Here is a 22,885-nt window from a genome sequence, read left to right on the forward strand (position 1 = left end):
TAATGGTAATAAAACGGCTTGCTAACAGTATATTGAAAACCTACTGTGGCTAACTGATTTATAAATGCCTAATATTTAGACATAAAAAAACCCTGAATTCATAACAAATTCAGGGTTTTCAATAGATGATTACTTAAGGCAATTAAGCTTGAGCAATAACAACAACTTTAATTGTTGCATCTACATCGTTATGCACGTGAATTACGATATCGAATTCACCTGTTTCACGGATGCTACCTAATGGTAAACGTACTTCAGCTTTAACAACTTTAACACCAGCTTCAGTGATTGCATCAGCAATATCACGTGTACCAATTGAACCAAATAATTTACCTTCATCACCAGCTTTAGAAGCGATAGTGATTTCAGCTAAATCAGTTAATTTAGTCGCACGTGCTTGCGCAGCAGTTAGTTGCTCAGCTAGTTTAGTCTCTAAGTCAGCGCGACGAGCTTCAAAGTGCTCAACGTTTGCTTTAGAGGCAAAAACAGCTTTACCCTTAGGTAATAAAAAGTTACGAGCGTAACCAGATTTAACTGTTACCTTGTCACCAAGACCGCCTAATTTGGCGATTTTATCAAGAAGTATTACTTCCATTTTCAAAACCCCTTTTTAGGTTACTTATGTAAATCAGTATATGGTAATAACGCTAAGTAACGAGCACGCTTGATCGCACGACCAAGTTGACGTTGATATTTAGCACTTGTACCAGTAATACGGCTAGGAACAATTTTACCACTTTCAGTGATATAGTTTTTTAGTACAGCTGTATCTTTATAATCGATTGCAGCAGCACCTTCCGCTGAAAAGCGGCAGAACTTGCGACGTCTAAAAAAACGAGACATGGATTTCTCCTAATATGGCTTAAGTTATTAAGGTGAAAACACCGTTAAATAAAAATAGCCTAAATTAAATCATTTCAATTTGTTGGGCATGTAATACTAAAAGCGGATTTCCGTTTCTAGATTCATGACGGTTTATAAAACCAGTCACTCTAACATTACAGCCTTCAATTAAATCACGAGTTAAGTGTTGTGACACTTTACCTGTTGCAACAACTTGTATTCGAACAAACGCTTGTCTGTTCATGCCGGCCTCATTTTGTATGGACTTGTGGTCCATTGAAAACTGACAATGTTGAATACCCGCTGGGCTGGTTGACGTTTTAGGTACTTTTAGCACCTGTCCGGTCAACACCAAGCAATTCTCTTGGCTATTATTCATAGGTAGAGAATTGGTCACAGGTTACTTATTCTTCGCTCGCAGCTTCTTCTGCTGGTGCTTCAGCAACTGGTGCTTCAACATCTGATGCTTCAGTAGCTGGTGCTTCAGTAACCTCTTTCTTCACTTCGCGACGCTCATCACGACGGTCTTCTTTAGCAACAGCCATAGCTGAAGCTTCAGTAACCGCGTCTTTAGTGCGCATAATCATGTTACGAATAACTACATCGTTGTAACGGAAAGAAGTTTCTAGTTCATCAATAGCTGCTTGAGGCGCTTCAATGTTAATTAAAACATAGTGTGCTTTGTGCAATTTATTGATTGGGTAAGCTAATTGGCGACGGCCCCAGTCTTCAAGACGGTGGATTTTGCCTTCAGCATTAGTGACGATGTCACTGTAACGCTGAATCATAGCTGGTACTTGTTCACTCTGATCAGGGTGAACCATAAATACGATTTCGTAATGACGCATTACGAGCTCCTTACGGTTGTAGCCTCATTGTCTGGCTCAGCCAACACCAGTTGAGGCAAGGAACAAAAGTTCAGGCTGAATTAAGGAGGCGTATTGTAGGGAAAATGAGCAAAAAAGGCAAGAAGATGCTGTATATTGTTTTTTTATTTAATTTTAAACTTAAAATTCATTAACTTAAATGATTTTAGGTCCACAGACAACTAGCATAACAGCGCTAAATTTGGTCGCTTCAAAGGTTGTTTTTACTTATGGTGAGCCAATATGTGAAGGATTTTCATACTTAACGAGACAAGCAATAATGCGAAGGAAAGACTAGCAAGCATGAACTAACCCGCATAAAAAAGTATTTATGCGGGTTAGGATCAGCTTAAACAAAAGCACTTCAAGCTAAATTCATCGAAACGAAAAAATTCAGCTTGAGGTTAATACTCAATGCGTTAAACCGTTAAACGTTGTCGTACAATTTCAAATAAACAAATACCGGTTGCTACTGAAACGTTTAAGCTAGAGACGCTACCCGCCATAGGAAGCTTAACTAATTGATCGCAATTCTCGCGAGTTAAACGGCGCATACCTTTACCTTCTGCTCCCATCACTAAGGCCATTGGCCCAGCAAGTTTGACATCATAAAGACAAGTCTCGGTTTCACCCGCGGTGCCAATAATCCATACACCCGCTTGTTGTAAAGCTTTCATGGTTCTTGATAAATTAGTCACTTGCACTAAAGGCACAGCTTCTGCTGCACCAACGGCGACTTTTCGTACGATTGCACTCAAGCGAGCGGCATTATCTTTGGGCACAATAATCGCTTGCACACCCGCAGCATCAGCATTTCGTAAACATGCGCCTAAGTTATGCGGGTCAGTCACGCCATCTAAAATTAATAAAAATGGTGCTTGATCTTTACCTGCTGCTTCAGCAAGAATGTCATCTAAATCGGCTTCAGTGAAGACTTTTCCTGGTTTAACTCGTGCCACAACACCTTGGTGCTGATCACCTTCACTTTTATCATCCAGTACTTTACGACTCGCCATTTGTGCAGGTATACCGTATTGTTGTGCTAAGTTAATAATCGGCATTAACCGGTCGTCTTCACGACCTTTAAGGAGCCATAACTCAATAAATCGTTCAGGTGCATTTTCAATCAAAGCTTTTACCGCATGGATGCCAAATACTAATTCTTCTTGCTTTGCCATAAACTTATTTCTTTCTCTATTAATTAATTACTTTAAAAGCTTGTCTGCATTGCATTTGCTAACACAGCCACCTGCTAAGACCTATACCCAAGCCACTTGAATATGCAGATTTCAGCAAGTGCTTTGGGTATACATGACTAATCGGTTGTTTTACGAGCATTTTTACCAGGACGTTTTTTTCTGGCCTTGCGCTTTTTGGCTTTAGTCGTGGTTTTGTCACTCGCTTTATCATCAGGTTTAGCTGACTTTTTATTTGGCTTAGCTTGTTCACCTTCTGCCTTGGCCTTGCCAGCAGTGCCTTTGCCACGTTTATGCTTATCGCTGCTTTTACCTTTTGCTGCCGGTTTAGCACGTTTAGTGACGGCGTTTTCACCCGCTAAGGCTAAATCGATTTTTTTCTCATCAAGATTAACCGCGGCAACTTGTACTTCTACCGTATCGCCGATGTGATATTTAGCGCCGGTATTTTCACCGGTTAAGCACATACGTACATCATCAAAATGATAATAGTCATGACCTAGCGAGGTAATATGTACTAAGCCTTCGATATGTAGGTCGGCTAAACGAACAAATAAACCAAAGTTAGTTACCGTTGAGATCACACCAGTAAAAGTATCGCCGACATGATCTTGCATATATTCACATTTTAGCCAATCAGAAACATCACGTGTGGCGTCATCAGCACGGCGTTCAGTCATTGAGCAATGTTCACCCAGTTCTATGACTGCTTCAGGTGTATAACTATGTGCACCAGCATTGGCTTCATGTTGTGCTTGCTCATCTAAAATGGCTTTAATCACACGATGCACAACTAAATCTGGGTAACGACGTATCGGCGAAGTAAAATGGCTATACGAGGGTAATGCTAAGCCAAAGTGACCTATATTTTCACTTTGATAAACGGCTTGGCGCATTGAGCGCAAGAGCATGGTTTGAATAAGCTCTTGATCTGGTCGGTTAGCTATTTTCTCTAAAATATGGCAATAATCCATAGGTTCAGGTTGTGCTTTTGTTTCTCCCATCGAAGATAAATCAAGCCCTAGCTCGTTTACGTAGCTGATAAAGTTATTATATTTATCTTCGCTAGGCTTATCATGAACACGGAATAAACCGGGTTTTTTATGTTTTTCAATAAACTCTGCGGTCGCAACATTGGCTAAAATCATGCACTCTTCAATGATTTTATGCGCGTCATTACGCACCATAGCCACAATAGACTCTATTTTTCTCTCGCTGTTAAAGAGAAATTGTGATTCTGTGGTTTCAAAGGCAATAGCGCCGCGCTTAGTACGAGCAGCCGCTAGCACGTGATACATGGTATTGAGGTTTTCTAAATCAGGAATCAAGGCCTGGTATTGTGTGCGTAATTCCGCGCGATAGTCTTCATCTTTTTGTTCTGGGTTCACCCCTAGAATGGTCGCCACTTTACTATAAGTGAAACGCGCTTTAGAGTTCATCACAGCAGGATAAAATTTAGATCCCGATAGATCTCCTGCTACGCTGATGGTCATTTCACAAACCATACAAAGGCGATCAACATCTGGGTTTAACGAACACAGTCCATTAGAAAGTTTTTCCGGCAACATAGGAATAACTTGGCTAGGAAAATACACCGAATTACCACGAGAAATGGCTTCTTCATCTAATGCGGTTTTATTACGCACATAATAACTAACATCGGCTATAGCCACCCATAAGGTCCAGCCACCATCAGCATTGGGGTGGCAATAAACCGCATCATCAAAATCTCGGGCGTCTTCGCCATCGATGGTCACTAGGGGTAAATCACGGAGATCAACTCTTGGCGCTTTGGCTGACTCTTCAACTTCATCAGCAATACCGCTAACTTCAGCAATCACTTCAGCAGAAAACTGGTTGGGCAAGTCGTGTGCACGCAAGGCAATTTCAATTTCCATGCCTGGTGCCATATGTTCACCGAGCACTTCAATCACTTCACCAACGGCGTTCGAGCGCTTGGTAGGTCTTTGAATAATGTTAACCACCACGACTTCGCCATGACGAGCGCCTAACTTTTTATCGGGTTGGATCAGAATTTCTTGTGGAATACGCGCATCATCTGGGATCACGCAGGCGATATGATGATCAACAAAGAATCGACCAACAACACCGGCAGTGCGAGGTTTAATAACATCGAGTATTTTAACTTCTTTACGACCTTTACGATCGCTGCGATCAAGTAATATCGCTTCAGCAATATCACCATGGATCACCCGTTTCATTTCATAAGAAGAAATATAAAAATCTTTGTCACCATTGTCGGGAGAGAAAAAGCCAAAACCATCACGATGACCAATAACTTTGCCGGTCAACACATCACTACGTTTTGCTATGGCATATTGCTTAAATTTATTAAACACAATTTGACCACTGTTTTCCATAGCACGTAATCGATGCTTCACTCCCACTACCATGTCGTCATCAGTATATTGCAATTGACTCACAAGGGCTTTAAACGTCGGTGGGATGTTTGATTTTTCGATCAGAGACAATAGCAGCTCACGGCTCGCTACTGGCTTGTCATATTTGTCAGCTTCTCGCTGTTGGTGCGGGTCGTTTTTGGTCACATTTATTCAATAATGGTTTTTTGTTTAGTATATCGTAGATTAACTATATACCCAAGCCACTTCAATATGCAGGCTTGTGCGGCGTATTGAGCTGCTTAACACCTAGCGAGATAAAAGTTGAAACATTCGCAAAAGTACGGTTTATCGACTTGAGCCTTTAATACTTGCCATTTTTGGCGGCATTGACCACACGTTCAGGCATTTTTTCCGTTAGCTTTGCTAAGTGCTGAGCGATAACTTTATGCGTTTTTTTGTCGTCAGTCACTGATTGGTGTAATTGCGTATATAGCTGAGGGAAATCCAACGGGCTACCATGACCGGCTAAATAAATATTGGCTAATCTAAGCTGTGCTTTTATGTTATTCAATGCTGATGATTCTTTAAGAAAAGTAATAGCTTGATGAATATCTACTTGTACGAATTTACCCAGATGATAATAGCGACCCATTTGCTCTAACGCTTCAGGTAATCCCTGATCGGCTGCCGCTTGCATATAATGTAAGCCCAAAGGTACATCTTTTTTTATGCAAACACCGTAGGCAAGCATATCCCCCCAAAGGAACTGATAGCCTGGCATTTGCGCCTTTACCGCTCGCGCTTCAATATCTTGCACCAGTTGACAGTCATCAATAACTACTTGGCTTAAATGCTTGTTTTCTTTTATTAAATCAAGCAAGACGTTATCACTATAAATTTGCACCGCCCTCAATTCAGCAGCAGAGGCACTCATAACATGAGTTATTATCAATAAGATCGCGATAAGTAGTTTTTGCATAATGCCTCTTTGCACAATTTGTAATTCAAGGTGTGATTCAGGGTGTAACTCAAGTTAGGTCATGCTTTAAGTTAGGTCATGCTTTATATCGGCCGTTAGCAGAAATAACTTAGTAAACCGCTCATAGTATTTTTTCACACTTGAGGTAAGTTACTTTGAAGCAGGTAACTAACTTATCTTATTTAGCTGGTTTAACTGGTTTAACTTCAAGTAAATAACATATCAACATAAATACCTATAAGTGGCTTTTGTCCGCTAATGGCTAAAGCGATTAACGCTAAAGACTTTGATGTTGATCGCAATCAGATAAGCGAATTTTGATCACTGGGAGATTGCTAAAATTTAACAAAAGGCAAACCGCAGTTGCGCTCAATTGAACTTTGCATTCAATCGAACATACCAAACTGCAATTTGCCTGTGCTATAACAAAAACTGCCCTCATTTACCCAAGGGCTAACTTAGCACAATTGCAATGCTTTACTTTCTAAAGTCCACCATAGCTTGTGCGGCAAAGTAGGCATACATAGTATAAATGGCGGTATTGACCTTGAGTGCTTCAGGTTCAACTTTGTCCAAAGTATCATTTTCAGTATGGTGATAATCAAAGTAATTTGAGCCGTCTGGTGCAAAGTCAATGCTTGGCATACCTGCGTCACTTAACGCGCTCATATCCGACTGACCTTTGGCATTATTCTCTGGTGCAAGCGCTACACCCATTGGGGCCAAGTACTGCGCTAATTCACGTATTGCATTGAGCGATTGTGCACCAACACCCGGGGTCATTTTGTATATACGCCCTATGCCAAAATCCCACTCAGCACCAATAACATGCGCCGCCATATCATCTTTATGATCTTTGACATATTGCTTCGCGCCTAATAAACCCACTTCTTCAGCGGCGAATAAAATCACTCGAATGCTGCGTTTTGGACGTTCAGGCAATTGCCCAATGTGATGCGCTGCCGCCATGACCATACCGATACCTAAGCCATCGTCTAATGCGCCTGTGCCTACATCCCAACTGTCTAGATGAGCACCTAAGGCGACAATTTCTTCTGGAAACTCACTACCGGTAAACTCGCCAATAACATTGGCCGATGTTGCAACAACTTCAGCTTTAGTTCTAGCCGTCATGTTCAAATACAGACTAACGGCTTCGCCACGCTTAAGTTGATTCACTAATAAATCAGCATCAGGGTTTGATAAAGCGGCCGCAGGAATTTGTTTAACTTTATCTTTATAACGCATTACCCCAGTATGAGCGGTACGGTTATTGTCTGTTCCTACTGAGCGCATCACCAGAGCAGAAGCGCCTTTTTGTGCAGCGACAACAGCGCCATTAACGCGCGTACCAACAGCAGGGCCATAGCCGTTACCGTCGATATGACGCTCCATTTGATAGGAAACAAAGGCTATTTTGCCATTTAGGCTATTATCTGGTGCTGCTTTTAAATCAGCAAAAGTTTCAAAATGCGCTATCTCAGCGGTCAAACCTGCTTTAGCTGTACCTATGCTGCCACCAAGCGCTAAAACCACTACGTCATGCGGATACGGTGCAACAATGCGTGCTTCTGCCTCACCACGTAACCAGTAGCTGCCGGTAACTTCTTCGGTCCATACTTTATCAAAGCCTAAGGCTTTCATTTTATTAACCGCCCATACTATCGATTTTTTATCCCCTGTTGAGCCCATCATGCGATGACCTACTTCGGTAGTTAATGACTCGATTAATTGGTAGGATAAATCTGATTGCAATGCCGTTGTTTTTAACTGCTTTAATTGCGCTTGTTGCTCAGTATTGAGTTGTTGTGCACTAGTAGCAAAACTACCCACACTCATTAAAATGGCGAGACAAGTGCCGGCAATCAATTTTGTTTTTGGGAACATGTTTTTCCTTAACTGAATTATTTTTTATTGATGGTATCGTTATCATTAATCAACCTAGTATAAGTATCTATAAAAGGTAATTAACTTGCAATCACTTCGCCTGATTTGGGTCATATCACCCATAATAAACCCTAGGTAAGTGTAAAGATAAACTGCCTTTAAAACGCAAAACAAAGAGCCTGTTGCTTTATAACGACAAGTTAGTGATGTGGCATTAGATTTTTAATTCTCGCTCAGCCAAGATCAAAAAAGCCGACAGTCGTCGGCTTTTATTTACAATCGATGGTGATTAAATCGAGAAAGAAGAACCACAACCACAAGTTGTACTCGCATTTGGGTTGTTTACCAAGAAACGACTGCCTTCCAAGCCTTCAGTATAATCAACTTCGCCGTCAACTAAATACTGTAAACTCATGGGGTCAATCACCATGGTAACGCCTTTTTTGACTATGGTCATATCGCCGTCATTGACTTTTTCGTCAAAGGTAAAACCATACTGAAATCCTGAGCAGCCGCCGCCTGTAACGTAGACACGCAATTTCAAGTCTGGGTTTTCTTCTTCCGTGATCAACGATAATACTTTGGTCGCTGCAGCATCGGAAAATTTAATAGGTAATTCAGTATTTGACATATAACTCAACTTAAAACGGATGAACTGAAGTAATTATCTTAAACTTGACTGTTTTAGTCAAGTATTATGGTGAAGTCTGCGTAATATTATCAATACTTTTCAGCCATGGATAACTATGATCGATACGATTATATTTTTGCCATCTGGTTTTTGGCAATATTGCTGCCACATTGATGGTTTCAGGGACAAAGTTTTCCGGTAATGTTAACTCGCCACTTATAATTTGAAAGTATTGAAAGCTAAAAGATAGGTCGTCTTTGTTTAGTATCGTCAACTCAGACAAGGCAATACTCGTTGGCTTATTATTTAAACTCCCAATGATGGTTAGCTCAATAAAACCTTTCGCATAACGCTTACGTAATACTTGTTGCACCAACACCACTTGAAAACGGTAATGAGCAGGACTTTGGCTTTTTGTTAAGGTCACACCGTCAATGACTAGGCCATTTGCTTGTTTCTCAGGTGCCATGACTTTTTCATAAAAAGCGAGTTCTTTTTTAACTTGAAAGTGCGCTTGTTCAATCAATTTTAAGGTTTGTTGGCTGCGTGCATTCGCCATACGTTCAACTTCAAGCTCAACTTCTAACGTGTTGATGTGTTGAGTCTTCTCAGCTAATTGTTGATAGATAAAATCTAAGCGAGCTTTCTGCTGTGCTAAGGTCTGAGTCTGATAGCCATGATAAAAATTACCTAGGCGATAGCCGCAGAAGAATACAATGGCCAAGATGACCAGCAGTAAAATCGCTGAACTAAAGCTTCCAAGGCGCATCACCACAGTGCGAAAATTTATTTTTGCTAACCAATTCATTTGAAAGTATTATGATATCCAGAGTGTCTGTAAGTATGTCCAATAAAAATAACTCAATATGAAGACAATAACTCAACTAAAAAAACGTCTCGCCGTGCCACAAACGTCATGGCAACTCTGTTTACTAGCCGCTATTGGGGGGTTTGCATCGGCGTTGTTAGTTGTGCTATTTATTTTTACCATTGAAGGCATTCAGTTATTTTTTCTGCCCGAAAAAGACGACTATAACAGCATCAGCGCTTTAAGTCGTTTTCAATTACCTATTATGGGTGCTGTCGTTATTCTCTTATTTGCCTGGCTAACCGGTTACAAGTATATCCGCAGCGGCATTCCCTTTGTCTTACATCGCTTAAAAGTTGCCAATGGTGTCATGCCATTTCGTAACACGGTTAATCAATTTATTGGTAGTGCCACCGCACTTGCTGCTGGTTTTTCAGTGGGCAGAGAAGGTCCGGCTGTGCATTTAGGCGCCGCCTGTAGCAGTTATATTGCCAACAAGTTAAATTTACCTTATAACGCCATTCGTAGTTTAAGTGCTTGCGGTATTGCGGCGGGTATTGCCGCTTGTTTTAATACCCCAATAGCCGCGGTTTTGTTTGTGATGGAAGTTATCTTACGAGAGTATAAAGTTCATATTTTTATACCGGTAATGATTGCGGCTCTGGTTGGGTCGATGACCACCAGTCATATTTTTGGTGTCAACCATGAATTTGGCCATTTTACCGCCATTACTTTAAACATCGACCATTATCTTGTTTTGGCTATACTCGGCATGGTGCTAGGTGTTTTCGCCTTTATTTTTAATCGCAACCTAATATTAGTGATCAAACACAGTGCTCGTTTTCATCTTGTGCCAAGAATACTGACTGCGGCATTAATTACTGGCAGCTTGGGTTATGCATTGCCTTATGCGATGGGAACCGATTTAAGTGCAATTAATTTTTCTTTGCAAAATAGTCTTGAATTGCAACTACTCCTGGGTTTATTAGTCGCAAAAGTACTGATGACCATTTTTGCGCTTGGCTTAGGCATTCCCGGCGGTGTTATTGGCCCTATTCTTGGTATCGGCGCTATCGCAGGTACCTGTGGCTCTGTGGTCGCAAGCTACTTTATCGGCGGTAACATTTCTGCCAGTGACTTTGCATTAATGGGCATGGCCGGCTTTATGGCTGCGACACTTAATGCCCCATTAGCTGCATTGCTCTGTGTGGTGGAATTGTCTAATCAGATAGAGATTATTGTACCCGCCATGATAGTTATCACTAGTGCTTGTGTGTTTTCTGGACAATTTTTTGGTAATCGTTCAATTTTCATTCTCCAGCTTGAGATTCAGGGCTTACCCTACCGACAACCCCCTATTGAGAAGTTCTTACAGCGCATTGGAGTCATTGGGGTGATGGATGAGCGCATCACCCTGTTGCGACAAGTCGATGATAAGACTATTGCCACGGCATTATCAAAGCAAAAACCACAGGATAATATTATCCACCAGATAAAACGGCCTGATGAAACAACACAATTTGTTTTTTACCAGCAAAGTATGACGGATATAGACGCTAAGCCGACGCTAACAAAACACACACTGATCCCGCTTTCTAGCCAATCGACACTGACTGAAGCCTATTTACTGCTAATGAAAAAAAGGACGGGTGGTGTTTATATATATCAAGATAATCCAGATGAAATTATGGGTATAATAACCTTTGATTATATTAGCTCTTATTTATTAAAAGGAAAAACCAACTGATGGTTACCATTCTCTGGCTTAAAGCATTCCATGTTTTTTTTATGGTCGCGTGGTTTGCCGGTATCTTTTATTTACCGCGCATTTTTGTTAATCATGCCGAATCAGCTGAACCTCTTGTACATCAACATCTTAAAGGCATGGAGCGACGATTACTTTATTTTGTTACCCCCTTTGCCCTATTGACGGTTTTATTAGGTATTGCCATTATTTATCAATATGGCTACCCCTGGTTTGTGGCGGCAAAATGGTTACATGTAAAAATATCCTTGGTGCTGCTATTACTCATTTATCATGGTTACTGCTTTAAATTAGTCAAAATATTTGCTGCTGATAAAAATACTCGTTCTGGCAAGTTTTATCGCATTTTCAACGAAGTGCCTGTAATTATCTTACTGATTGTCATACTGCTAGTTTACCTAAAACCTTTTTAAGTTTGGCATATTAAGCTGTTGGATATAACCTGATATATCCAACGCGAATTAAAGCTCAAAGGCTATACTCATCAGTGCTGAAAGGTGCAATTATACTGCCCTGTACAACACGTACAGGGTGTTAGGTAAGCCTTACTCTAGCCTATTAAATTGACGGTGAAAAGTAAGACTTATCCGCTATAGCAAGTCGTAATATCTAAGCATAATATCAAGCCGTAATACCAAACCGTAGACTTAAATGCTGAACAAGCAAACAGGCATCTTATGCTGTCTCTCAGTGGCGCTTAGTCACCTTACTATAACCCTTGAATTGCCCAGGCTATAATCTTGTTTAACCCTCTCAACCTTTCAGTCAAACTCCAGATATTTTCTTAATTCAAATCTTGATAATACATTCTCAGCATTGAACTTTTATGCTATATTTCGCAACAATTTTTCGTTGTTGGCTCAACAGCAACGGTCCACTATATAATGAAATTATCAAATCAGCTGGCACAGTGCCTTGCTCAAGATTTCGATAATGTAGGTATTATCTATGATGAAATTTGAAGGAAGCCATATCTTATCTGTATCGCAGTTCGATAGAGAGAGTATTTCCCGTATTTTAGAGATTTCAACCTTAATGGCGCCCTACGCCATGCGAAAAAAGCGCTGTCATGTGCTTGAAGGCGCAATATTAAGTAATTTATTTTTTGAGCCCAGCACCCGCACCCGTGTTAGCTTTGGTACCGCCTTTAATTTACTGGGTGGCTTTGTCAGAGAAACCGTTGGACAAGAGAACTCTTCGCTTTCAAAAGGCGAGTCATTATTTGACACTGCCCGTGTTATTAGTGGTTATTCAGACGTGATTGCCATGCGCCACCCCACCATGCACTCGGTTGCTGACTTTGCTAAAGGCAGCAGTGTGCCTGTGATTAATGGTGGCGACGGCGCTAACGAACACCCGACACAGGCGCTACTGGATTTATTTACCATACAGTCAGAAATGGCGCGTTATGACATGGGGCTAGACGGCTTAAACATTGTCTTAATGGGCGATCTTAAACATGGTAGAACCGTGCATTCTCTGTCAAAATTAATTAGCTTATATAACAATATCAAAATCACTATGATTGCCCCTAAGGCTCTGCAAATGCCAGATAGCATAGTGGCTACCTTAACTGACGCCGGACACCAAGTGGTTATTACTGACAAAATTGAAGGCAATTTGGCCTGCGATGTTATTTACCAAACCCGTATTCAACAAGAGCGTTTTGCCAGTAAAGATGAAGCCGACTTATACCGTGGCCACTTTAGTTTGAATCGAAAAATTTATCAGCAATATTGTCACGAACATACGGTGATCATGCACCCATTACCGCGCGATTCTCGCGCTGAAGCTAATGAACTCGATATCGATTTAAATGACCTAGATAATTTAGCAATATTTCGCCAAGCGCAAAACGGTGTACTGGTACGTATGGCATTATTTGCCCTAAGTTTAGGGGTTGAAAACCAACTTAGCCATTATGAAAAGCCGGTAATTTGGCACACCAATAAATACTAATTTTAACCTCAATAGTTAGGTTACCTTAACAGCGAGTAGCATATTATGACAAAAAATTCTCAGCAATTATTTAATGCCGCCCAAGACATTATTCCTGGTGGCGTAAATTCACCGGTTCGTGCCTTTAATGGCGTAGGTGGCACACCACTGTTTATCAAGAAAGCTCAAGGGGCTTATATTTTTGACGTTGATGGTAAGCAGTATGTCGATTATGTTGGTTCATGGGGACCGATGATTTTAGGCCACAATCACCCAGCAATTCTGGCCGCCGTGATTGAAACTGCCCAGAACGGGCTTAGCTTTGGCGCTCCAACAGAACTCGAAATAACCATGGCTGCAAAAGTGCGTGAAATGGTTCCTTCAATGGAAAAATTACGTATGACCAGTTCAGGCACTGAAGCAACCATGAGCTCTATACGATTAGCCCGTGGCTTTACGGGTCGTGACAAAATATTAAAATTTGAAGGTTGTTATCACGGCCATGCCGACTCTTTATTGGTCAAGGCTGGCTCAGGCATGTTAACCATGGGCGTGCCAAGCTCTCCCGGTATTCCTGAAGATGTTGCTAAACACACGTTAACCGTTAGCTTTAATAACCTTGATGAAGTCAAACAAATTTTCGCTGAAATGGGTGATGAAATCGCTTGTATCATTGTGGAACCTGTTGCTGGCAATATGAACTGTGTACCACCGATCGAAGGTTTCTTGGAAGGATTACGCGCCATTTGTGATCAATATAAAAGCCTGTTAATTTTTGATGAAGTCATGACCGGCTTTCGCATTGCTTTAGGTGGAGCCCAAGCTCACTACAACATAGTGCCTGATTTAACTACTTTAGGTAAAGTTATCGGTGGTGGCATGCCGGTAGGAGCTTTTGGTGGTAAAAAAGAAATCATGGATTACATTGCCCCTATTGGACCTGTTTATCAAGCGGGTACATTATCAGGCAACCCTATTGCTATGGCAGCCGGTTTGGCGACGTTAAATGAGCTATCTAAAGGTAATAAGCACGAACAACTCAGTGCTACGACAGAAAAGCTAGCAATGGGCTTAAAAGCCGCTGCAGAGCGCAATGGTATATCATTAGCGGTTAATTATGTTGGCGGTATGTTCGGTTTCTTTTTTACTGAGGAAGAGACCGTGACTTGCTTTGCTCAGGCAACCGCATGTGATGGTGAAAAGTTTAAACGCTTCTTTCATTTAATGTTGGATGAAGGCGTTTATCTTGCCCCTTCTTCATTTGAAGCCGCCTTTGTATCAACGGCACACGGTGAAGTAGAAGTTGAATTTACCCTAGCCGCAGCTGATCGTTGTTTCGCTCAACTGTAAACTTTACATTATCAAGCAGACATTAAAAAAGGTAAGCATAACGCTTACCTTTTTTAATGGTTAACAAAATTATAATATACTTAATTTTGCTTAATTTTTTACTACCGACAGGCTGGGCTTTTTCACTTTTGATGCTTGAGTGCTTTGCTGCTTAGCTGACGTTTTAGTCGTTGTCTTGCTATCTACTGCTTTGACTGAAGACATTTTCACCGGTGAAGGTAAAGGTTCCTCAGTAATAGTGCCTGGCTCAGGGTGCTCAATCGCTAGCGATGTGCCAGCACCATTTTCTTTGGCATAAATAGCCACAACAGCACCATAAGGTATGCTCATGTTTTCAAGCTTGCCGCCAAAACGTGCGCTAAGCTCGATAATTTCTTCACCCATGGCAATACTACCGACAGCTGACGGCGAAACATTTAACACGATTTGACCGTCATTAACATAAGACATAGGCACCATAACACCATAAACATTCACATCAACAACAATGTAAGGTGTTAAGCCGTTGTCAAAAATCCAGTCATAAAAAGCCTTAACAACATAAGGCTTATTTGAACTCATTTCACTTGTCATAGCTGACGACTTTATACTGGAGCGCCAAAGCGTAGTTCACGCTCAGACTCAGTTAATGCCGCTTGAAATGATTCACGTTCAAACACTCTTAACATGTAAGTTTTTAATTCTTTTGAGCCTTCACCATCCAGCTCAATACCCATAACAGGTAAACGCCACAATAGTGGAGCTAAATAACAATCAACCAAACTGAATTCTTCACTCATAAAATAAGGTGCTTCATTCAAAATAGGCGCAACACTTAACAAGCTTTCTTTCAATTCTTGACGTGCTTTTGCGGCTGCATCGGCTGGTCCACTGTAGATGATTTTAGCTAGGCTGTACCAGTCTTGTTCGATACGATGCATCATTAAACGGCTACGACCACGAGATACCGGGTAAACTGGCATAAGTGGTGGATGCGGAAAACGTTCATCCAAGTATTCGATAATAATTGACGCTTCATAAAGCGCTAATTCGCGATCAATTAACGTAGGCACTGTTCCATACGGATTTAAATCCAATAAATCCTCAGGTAAATCGGCTAAGTCAACCAAGTTAATGTCAACTCCGACACCTTTCTCTGCCAACACGATGCGGGTTTGATGACTATACATATCATCTGCATGCGAATATAAAGTCATAACAGAGCGTTTGTTTGCGGCGATGGCCATAATGCCTCCAAAAAATTCTTATTTAAAAAACTAACAAAGGGGGCCAAAGCCCCCAGTAATATCTAAAGTTTACACGGTTTCACAAAACATTTGTAATTAGTGTACATCTCTCCAGTATTCTTTCTTCAGTAAATAGGCAAAGAACAACAAGATAAAGAGGAAACCAATAACCCAATAACCTAGGCTTTCACGCTCAAGTTTATTTGGCTCACCGGTGTATTCCAAGAAGTTGGTTATATCACGAACAAAAGTATCATATTCTTCTGTTGTCATTGAACCGCCAGTAGCCTCAGAAAGATTACCGTGCTCATCTATTGTTTTAACACCTTGAAGGTTTTGTAATACATGTGGCATACCCACATCTTTAAAAACTTTATTGTTCACACCAAACGGACGACTTTCATCAACATAAAAAGATCGCAAGTAAGTGTAAATCCAATCAGGGCTTCTAAAGCGTGCTTCAAGTGTTAAATCTGGTGGCGCGCCACCAAACCACTTAGCCGCATCTTTAGCTGGCATAGTATTGGTTATATGATCACCCACTTTTTCACCGGTGTACATATAATTTGCTAGGCCATCTTCATCAGAAATACCCAGGTCAGCAAAAGTGCGATTATAACGCTGATACTGCAACTGGTGACAAGCTAAACAATTATCAATAAAAGCTTCAAAACCACGTTTTAACGAGGCTTTATCACGTAAGTCATTATTAGCCTCATCTAATTGTATGCTGGGCCCAGCTGCCGATGCGAGCATAGGAAGCACAGCTAAAATTGCTATAATAAATTTTTTCATTTTCCTGTCACCCTATCTGGAACTGGCTTCGTTTTTTCGTTTTTACTGTAAATCCAGATAGCCACGAAAAAGCCAAAGTAACCGAAACTTGCCACAACACCAATCATGTTATTCAGTGGCGATGCAGGTAAAGTACCTAAAACACCTAAAATAATAAAACAAATAGCGAATTGAACAAGGTTTACCGTATGAGCGGTACAACGGTAACGTATTGATTTAACCACACCACGGTCACACCAAGGCAACATGAACAAGGCGATAATCGCACCAAACATACCCACAGCGCCTAAAAGCTTATCAGGAATAATACGTAAAATGGTGTAGAAGGGACCAAAGTACCATACAGGTGCTATATGCTCTGGTGTTTTCAGGCCATTAGCCGGCTCAAAGTTTGGCGCTTCTATAAAGTAGCCACCACCTTCTGGCGCAAAGAACATAACCCCACAGAATATAATTAAGAAGATCACAATAGCGACCAAATCTTTTACTGTGTAGTAAGGATGAAAAGGTATAGCGTCAACAATGTCGTACTTCTTAGTGTACTGCTCATGAAAGGCAAATTTACTTAACTCTTCGGGAGCCACGCTGCCTTTAGGCTTTTTAATATTAGTGCCGTCTGGGTTGTTTGAACCCACTTCATGTAGCGCTAAAATATGTAGGAAAACTAACACGACCAGCACTAATGGCAAGGCAATAACATGTAAGGCAAAGAAACGATTTAATGTCGCTCCTGAGATAACATAATCACCACGTATCCACAGCGTTAAGTCATCACCAATGATCGGAATAGCACCAAAAATGGAGATAATGACTTGCGCTCCCCAATATGACATATTACCCCAAGGTAATAAGTAGCCCATAAAGGCTTCAGCCATTAGTACCAAGAAAATCAGCATACCAAACAGCCACAATAATTCACGAGGTTTTTGGTAAGAGCCATACATCATGCCACGGAACATATGCATGTAAATAACAACAAAAAATGCTGATGCACCCGTTGAGTGCATATAACGTAATAACCAACCGTAGTCGACGTCACGCATAATATACTCTACAGAAGCAAAGGCACCTTCACCTGATGGTTCGTAGTTCATTGTTAACCAAACACCCGTTAACAATTGGTTGACTAAAACAACACTCGCTAAAATACCAAACACATACCAAAAGTTGAAATTTTTTGGTGCTGGGTATTGTGTAACATGCTTGTTTATTGCTTCCATTAAAGGTAGACGCTGTTCGATCCAATCCATTAATTTAAAAGACATTATGCTTCTCCTCCAGACACACCAATGAGTAAGGTATCTTCATTTGGGAAAGAGTGTTCAGGCACCATCAAGTTAGTCGGTGCTGGGACATTTTGGAAAACACGACCGGCCATATCAAATTTAGAGCCATGACAAGGACAGTAAAAACCGTCTTTAACACCAGCAACTTCCTGATCAAAATCACCTTTGCGGTAAGTTGGTGCACAACCTAAATGTGTACATACACCCAGTGCCACCAATAAATCAGGTTTAATCGAGCGATGTGCATTCATCGCATAAGCAGGTTGTTGTGGCACTTCTGATTGTGGATCTTTTAATTGGTCATCATGTGTACTTAAACCAGAAAGAATTTCTTCTGATCTACGTACCACATACACTGGTTTACCGCGCCATTCAGCACGAATTAATTGACCAGGCTCTATTTTGCTTACATTGACTTCTACTGGCGCACCTGCGGCTTTCGCACGAGCACTAGGGTTCCAAGAACCAATGAAAGGCACAGCCACACCGACAACACCAATACCACCGACTACCGAAGTAGCTGCAGTCAAAAAGCGTCGACGACCGTTGTTAACAGGCGCATTGCTCATTCAAACTCTCCAATTATTATCTAGCTAATACAACAACACATGACTAAGAGGATTACCTAGTAATTGTGTAGATTGTTGATCTACTAAATCAACGATAAAAAAATTGCTCTGATAATAAAGAAAACCCTCGTTTTTTACAAGGCAATTAACCTTTTTCAAGACAGGTTTATGCAAATAAAAGTCAATTATTATAACCACACACTAAGTGAATAAAAACCATTCGTATTTAGATTTTTTTAACTTGCAAGTTGCCATAAAATGGCGGTCAGTTTTAAGTGTTTAACTGGCTATTAAAAAGAAAAAGCACCACGCTGTTGGTTAAAAGTTTACTTGTAGGCTGGGGATGTTTGCCATCTTGGCGACATGATCACTGAGCTAAAAGTGACCTTGCACCTTAAAGCTCATTTGTTGATTAAAGTACACAGATACATTACACCCATGGAGTAAAATTCAATCCGGATAATGGCGATAAATAATCATATTCTCATGGCTATGGTTATAGTTATGGCTCCAGACTAAACATAAGTACCTACATCCCTGCAGGTAATGCGCTTAATGGAGGCTTACATGGCAGTAAACCGTTAAAACAACACATGAGCATATTCTTGAGTAATAGCTCGCGTATATGCTCGTTCACAACGTATTAGCTTATTATGTTGCGCATTGGCATAGTGAACAGTTGATTTATCGTTTGGGTACAGAACACTTTGCTACAGAATAAGTAATATATAACACCCAGAAAATTTTGCCATCGCCGCACTTTCACATCGACGTGCATGAATGCACGAGTGCCATAGAGCCATCCTCTTAAAGGGATATAAGACTAATCTCATTAATTTCTTGTTCATTTCACTGAGTTAAAGTAAGCGGATAGTTAATCCATTTAGTATCAGTCATTAGAGTAATGCAGGAGCAATTACCGAGATGGCTAAGAACGACCCTATAATCGTGAGATAGACGGTATTTTTGACATAAAAAAACCGGCAGAAGCCGGTTTTTGAAATAACATAACGTAAATATTAACGTTTTGAAAATTGTGGCTTTTTACGAGCCTTGTGTAGACCAACTTTCTTACGTTCAACTTTACGAGCATCACGAGTAACGAAACCAGCATTACGTAGAGCACCACGTAAAGTTTCATCGAACTCCATTAATGCACGAGTAATACCGTGACGAATTGCGCCAGCTTGACCAGAAATACCACCACCTGTAACAGTGATGTTAAAATCAAACTTTTCTAACATTTCAACTAAGTCTAATGGTTGACGAACAACCATACGAGCCGTTTCACGGCCAAAGTATACAGAAATGTCACGTTTGTTAATTGTGATTGCACCGTTACCAGCTTTCATGAACACACGAGCAGTTGAGCTCTTGCGACGACCAGTACCGTAATATTGATTATCAGCCATGACTTACAGCTCCAAAAGTTGTGGTTGTTGTGCAGTATGTTTATGTTCAGTACCCGCGTAAACTTTAAGCTTACGGAACATTTCACGACCTAAAGGACCTTTAGGTAACATACCCTTAACTGCGAATTCAATAACGCGCTCTGGAGCTTTTGCGATTAGCTTTTCAAAACTAATTTGCTTAAGACCACCAACAAATTCTGTATGCGAGTAGTAAATTTTACCCTTCGCTTTATTACCAGTTACTTTTACTTTCTCAGCATTGATAACAACGATGTAATCGCCAGTATCTACATGAGGAGTAAATTCTGCTTTATGCTTACCGCGCAAACGGCTTGCAATTTCAGTAGCGATACGGCCTAAAGTTTTATTTTCGGCGTCCACTAAGAACCATTCGCGTTGTACGCTCTCTGGTTTAGCTACAAAAGTTTTCATTAAAAAACCCAATTATATAAATGTTACTTAAATAATAACCTAAGAAAACCTCAAGTTATCCGTTAAAGACTACGCCATTGCCCCTTCGAGCATCGAGTCCGTTGCCGGTCCTCTGGAAAAAGAACAGGCTTTGTAACGTAGGGAAGCCGGATTATACAGAACAATACGCAAAAGATCACGCCTAATCATTGATCTTTCTTTATAAGCCAAACGAAATTAACAAAAAGTGCTACTCGTGCTGATTAAACGCTTCATTCAACTGTGATTTACTCATTTTCAATCTACTCAACTGCAATTTTACATAACTAATAGTATGAGCTTCAATGCGCTGATATAGCTCAGGATAAAGCACTCTAATTTGCCTTAATGCTGATATTGTTGCTAACTTGTAGGCATACGTTGCCGATAAACTGGCGGCCTGGGCATAACTTGCTCGCCAAAGCTCGTCAGGTAATTTTTTACCTTTTACTTCGCTATACGCCTGAGTTATTTCTTTCATCAGTAAATGGTTATATTGATAGCTACCGCTAAGAGCAGAAAATGCACTGATTGCCTTTTCATTTTGTTGCATCATGGCATAAATTTCTGCATCTATGATGTGAGCAAATGCTTGTTGGCGTTTAATAAAGGCCGCAACAAAATGCTGATTAACCACACGCATTGAAAATAAATCAGCTTGCCATGTTTTAAACTCGGTTTGATCAGTTAGTTGCCAAGGTACTATAGGCAAATCATCAGACGGATACTGTTGTGATATTGTCTTAGCATGCGCACATAAATCTGCACTGATTTCAGGGTGATATTGCTGAATTATTCTCAGTCGTTCTGTATAAGCATAGGCGTATACTCTGCTAAAAACTTGGTAATACAACTTATTACTATCTTGCAATATCAGTTTAGCGTTTTCATCAATTAGCTGATGATTTATTATCGCTTGATCAATAATGACTTGATTCACTAAAGTAAATCCGGCATTAATCGCGTGCTTTACCGCTTGAGTATTTTCCTCGCACGCGCGATTAAATAACTGAGCACGCCATATCAAATGCTCACTCTGCCACATAGTCAAAATAGCTTTTGGCAGATATGCTTCTGTTATTTCGAGTGATTTCCTAAAAGGATTATCAGTGACCCCAGCAAATACATTTAACGACACTAGCGCCATGAATATGACGCTAAAGCTAACCACCCGCTTGTTAATCATTTTTTATAAACTCCTTTTCAATATAAAAACAACTTATGATGTTTTACTCATAAAAACATTAATTATGGTAAATGCTCACTCGCTAAATAACTGTGTGACTGCATTTCTTGTAGTCGACTTAAACAACGCTTGAATTCAAAGCTTAAACGACCGTTAACATATAAACACTCTAAAGCGACTTCTGCCGAGATGATTAATTTAACATTGCGCTCATAAAATTCATCGACTAAGGCAATAAATCGCCGTGTACTGTCATCATTATCAACGCCCATTTGCGTAACATTAGCCAGTAATACCGTATGATATAGACGGCTGAGCTCCATATAGTCGCTCTGACTACGCGCAGACTCACACAAGGTTGAAAACTCAAAGTGCACCACGCCATCTGATTCCTGAACCGTGGGTAATGGGCGATTATTAATTTCAATAACCTTGTCTTTTTGACCCGCTTCAAGTGACAAACTTTGAAAGTAATGCCTTAAATTGTCATCAGCTTGTTGATCCAAGGGAAAATGAAATATTTCTGCTTGCTCCAAAGTACGAAGACGATAATCGACACCGCTATCAACATTGATAATATCGCAACATTGATTAATTAACTTTATTGCCGGCATAAAACGTTCACGTTGTAAGCCATTGCGATATAAGTCATCTGGAATAATATTTGATGTCGCCACAAGCGTGACATTGTGGGCAAATAATTCTTCAAATAAAGTCCCTAAAATCATAGCGTCGGTAATGTCTGAAACAAAAAACTCATCAAAGCAGATAATGCAGGTTTCATCGGCAAAACGTTTGGCAATAATTTTTAGTGGGTCAGATTGCCCTTGAAGCAATTTTAACTCTTCATGCACACGATGCATAAAGCGGTGGAAATGCACGCGCATTTTATTAGAAAAGGGTAAGCCATCATAAAAGGTATCAACCAGATAGGTTTTACCACGCCCAACACCCCCCCAAAAATAAATGCCCTTTATCTGCTTAATTTCTGGTTTTTTTACCACGCGCTTCCAGCGATTAAGCACCTTTTTAAAGCCCGTTACCGGTAAGGGTTGAGTCATTAAATCGTCGTACAAACGTTGTAAATTTTTAACTGCATTTTCTTGTGCCGCGTCAAAGAGAAAATCATCGCGGGTTAAATCTTGTGTGTATTTTCCAATTGGAGATAATTTGATCATTTAACTGCCATTTAATTAATACTGACTTTATTTTTTATAACGTTTAAGCCAACTAAGCTTGAAATATTTTTTTTTACAAATATATTCATTAGGTAAGTAGCGTGAAGCACGTTATATTAAATTTATTGAAGCTTATTTTCTCTAATTTTTTCCATGA

Annotated in this window: 23 protein-coding genes; 4 read left to right on the top strand and 19 right to left on the bottom strand. The window is 40.4% G+C overall.

The features are described 5' to 3' along the window. Window positions 1–142: 142 nt before the first annotated feature. The 10 genes from rplI to H4J65_RS16915 form a co-directional block, all read right to left on the bottom strand. Entirely contained in the window at window positions 143–595 is a 453-nt protein-coding gene (gene rplI, locus H4J65_RS16870; protein ID WP_182198893.1) for a 50S ribosomal protein L9, read from the bottom strand. A gap of 20 nt (window positions 596–615) precedes the next feature. Continuing rightward, window positions 616–843: a 30S ribosomal protein S18 gene (gene rpsR / locus H4J65_RS16875; RefSeq protein WP_077283912.1), complete on the bottom strand. Its 228-nt coding sequence runs from the start codon at window positions 841–843 to the stop codon at window positions 616–618. 64 nt (window positions 844–907) lie between these two features. Next, entirely contained in the window at window positions 908–1,240 is a 333-nt protein-coding gene (gene priB, locus H4J65_RS16880; RefSeq protein ID WP_404842473.1) for a primosomal replication protein N, read from the bottom strand. Window positions 1,241–1,247: 7 nt separating this feature from the next. After that, entirely contained in the window at window positions 1,248–1,691 is a 444-nt protein-coding gene (gene rpsF, locus H4J65_RS16885) for a 30S ribosomal protein S6 (protein ID WP_182136657.1), read from the bottom strand. 437 nt (window positions 1,692–2,128) lie between these two features. After that, window positions 2,129–2,887, bottom strand: a complete 759-nt coding sequence (rlmB, locus tag H4J65_RS16890) for a 23S rRNA (guanosine(2251)-2'-O)-methyltransferase RlmB (protein WP_182198894.1) — start codon at window positions 2,885–2,887, stop codon at window positions 2,129–2,131. A 137-nt stretch (window positions 2,888–3,024) separates the two neighbouring features. Further along, complete coding sequence (gene rnr, locus H4J65_RS16895) at window positions 3,025–5,472, bottom strand: ribonuclease R (protein ID WP_182198895.1); 2,448 nt, start codon at window positions 5,470–5,472, stop codon at window positions 3,025–3,027. A gap of 157 nt (window positions 5,473–5,629) precedes the next feature. Next, complete coding sequence (locus H4J65_RS16900; RefSeq protein WP_182136660.1) at window positions 5,630–6,247, bottom strand: tetratricopeptide repeat protein; 618 nt, start codon at window positions 6,245–6,247, stop codon at window positions 5,630–5,632. A gap of 477 nt (window positions 6,248–6,724) precedes the next feature. Next, on the bottom strand, window positions 6,725–8,134 hold the full coding sequence (locus tag H4J65_RS16905; protein WP_182198896.1) for a M20/M25/M40 family metallo-hydrolase: 1,410 nt from the start codon (window positions 8,132–8,134) through the stop codon (window positions 6,725–6,727). 289 nt (window positions 8,135–8,423) lie between these two features. Then, a complete protein-coding gene (gene erpA / locus H4J65_RS16910; protein ID WP_146879306.1) occupies window positions 8,424–8,765 on the bottom strand; it encodes an iron-sulfur cluster insertion protein ErpA in 342 nt (113 codons plus the stop codon). Window positions 8,766–8,829: 64 nt separating this feature from the next. Further along, the gene (locus H4J65_RS16915; RefSeq protein WP_182198897.1) at window positions 8,830–9,573 is read right to left on the bottom strand and encodes a DUF6776 family protein; all 744 of its coding nucleotides are present in this window, start codon (window positions 9,571–9,573) and stop codon (window positions 8,830–8,832) included. Between the two features lie 58 nt (window positions 9,574–9,631). Here H4J65_RS16915 and H4J65_RS16920 point away from each other — a divergent pair, with 58 nt between their 5' ends. The 4 genes from H4J65_RS16920 to hemL all read left to right on the top strand — a co-directional run bounded on the left by H4J65_RS16920 (window position 9,632) and on the right by hemL (window position 14,626). Then, window positions 9,632–11,320 (top strand): chloride channel protein, encoded by a 1,689-nt coding sequence (locus H4J65_RS16920; RefSeq protein WP_182198898.1) that lies wholly within the window; start codon window positions 9,632–9,634, stop codon window positions 11,318–11,320. Continuing rightward, window positions 11,320–11,751: a CopD family protein gene (locus H4J65_RS16925; protein WP_182183855.1), complete on the top strand. Its 432-nt coding sequence runs from the start codon at window positions 11,320–11,322 to the stop codon at window positions 11,749–11,751. Before H4J65_RS16920 ends, H4J65_RS16925 begins: the two co-directional genes overlap by 1 nt. A 535-nt stretch (window positions 11,752–12,286) precedes the next feature. Continuing rightward, window positions 12,287–13,297 carry an aspartate carbamoyltransferase gene (locus tag H4J65_RS16930; protein WP_220464247.1) on the top strand — a complete coding sequence of 337 codons (1,011 nt, stop codon included), beginning with the start codon at window positions 12,287–12,289 and terminating at the stop codon, window positions 13,295–13,297. A 45-nt stretch (window positions 13,298–13,342) separates the two neighbouring features. Continuing rightward, window positions 13,343–14,626: a glutamate-1-semialdehyde 2,1-aminomutase gene (gene hemL / locus H4J65_RS16935; RefSeq protein ID WP_182198899.1), complete on the top strand. Its 1,284-nt coding sequence runs from the start codon at window positions 13,343–13,345 to the stop codon at window positions 14,624–14,626. 90 nt (window positions 14,627–14,716) lie between these two features. On the opposite strand, the gene H4J65_RS16940 is transcribed toward hemL, so the two are convergent. The 9 genes from H4J65_RS16940 to zapE form a co-directional block, all read right to left on the bottom strand. Continuing rightward, on the bottom strand, window positions 14,717–15,199 hold the full coding sequence (locus H4J65_RS16940) for a ClpXP protease specificity-enhancing factor (RefSeq protein WP_259363083.1): 483 nt from the start codon (window positions 15,197–15,199) through the stop codon (window positions 14,717–14,719). Between the two features lie 11 nt (window positions 15,200–15,210). Next, window positions 15,211–15,852, bottom strand: a complete 642-nt coding sequence (sspA, locus tag H4J65_RS16945; RefSeq protein WP_182136666.1) for a stringent starvation protein SspA — start codon at window positions 15,850–15,852, stop codon at window positions 15,211–15,213. Window positions 15,853–15,948: 96 nt separating this feature from the next. After that, entirely contained in the window at window positions 15,949–16,647 is a 699-nt protein-coding gene (locus tag H4J65_RS16950; RefSeq protein WP_182198900.1) for a cytochrome c1, read from the bottom strand. Beyond that, on the bottom strand, window positions 16,644–17,912 hold the full coding sequence (locus H4J65_RS16955) for a cytochrome bc complex cytochrome b subunit (protein WP_182136668.1): 1,269 nt from the start codon (window positions 17,910–17,912) through the stop codon (window positions 16,644–16,646). The genes H4J65_RS16950 and H4J65_RS16955 overlap by 4 nt, the downstream gene beginning before the upstream one ends. Further along, window positions 17,912–18,502, bottom strand: coding sequence for a ubiquinol-cytochrome c reductase iron-sulfur subunit (gene petA, locus H4J65_RS16960; RefSeq protein ID WP_182136669.1), 591 nt, complete (start codon window positions 18,500–18,502; stop codon window positions 17,912–17,914). Before petA ends, H4J65_RS16955 begins: the two co-directional genes overlap by 1 nt. A 1,019-nt stretch (window positions 18,503–19,521) precedes the next feature. Continuing rightward, window positions 19,522–19,914 carry a 30S ribosomal protein S9 gene (gene rpsI / locus H4J65_RS16965; RefSeq protein ID WP_182136670.1) on the bottom strand — a complete coding sequence of 131 codons (393 nt, stop codon included), beginning with the start codon at window positions 19,912–19,914 and terminating at the stop codon, window positions 19,522–19,524. Window positions 19,915–19,917: 3 nt separating this feature from the next. Next, window positions 19,918–20,346 (bottom strand): 50S ribosomal protein L13, encoded by a 429-nt coding sequence (rplM, locus tag H4J65_RS16970; RefSeq protein WP_182136671.1) that lies wholly within the window; start codon window positions 20,344–20,346, stop codon window positions 19,918–19,920. Between the two features lie 229 nt (window positions 20,347–20,575). Beyond that, window positions 20,576–21,550 carry a hypothetical protein gene (locus H4J65_RS16975; RefSeq protein WP_182198901.1) on the bottom strand — a complete coding sequence of 325 codons (975 nt, stop codon included), beginning with the start codon at window positions 21,548–21,550 and terminating at the stop codon, window positions 20,576–20,578. A gap of 62 nt (window positions 21,551–21,612) precedes the next feature. Further along, window positions 21,613–22,728 carry a cell division protein ZapE gene (gene zapE, locus H4J65_RS16980; protein ID WP_182183849.1) on the bottom strand — a complete coding sequence of 372 codons (1,116 nt, stop codon included), beginning with the start codon at window positions 22,726–22,728 and terminating at the stop codon, window positions 21,613–21,615. Between the last annotated feature and the right edge of the window lie 157 nt (window positions 22,729–22,885).

It is taken from the genome of Colwellia sp. MB02u-9, from assembly GCF_014077085.1.
Taxonomy (GTDB): Bacteria; Pseudomonadota; Gammaproteobacteria; order Enterobacterales; family Alteromonadaceae; genus Cognaticolwellia.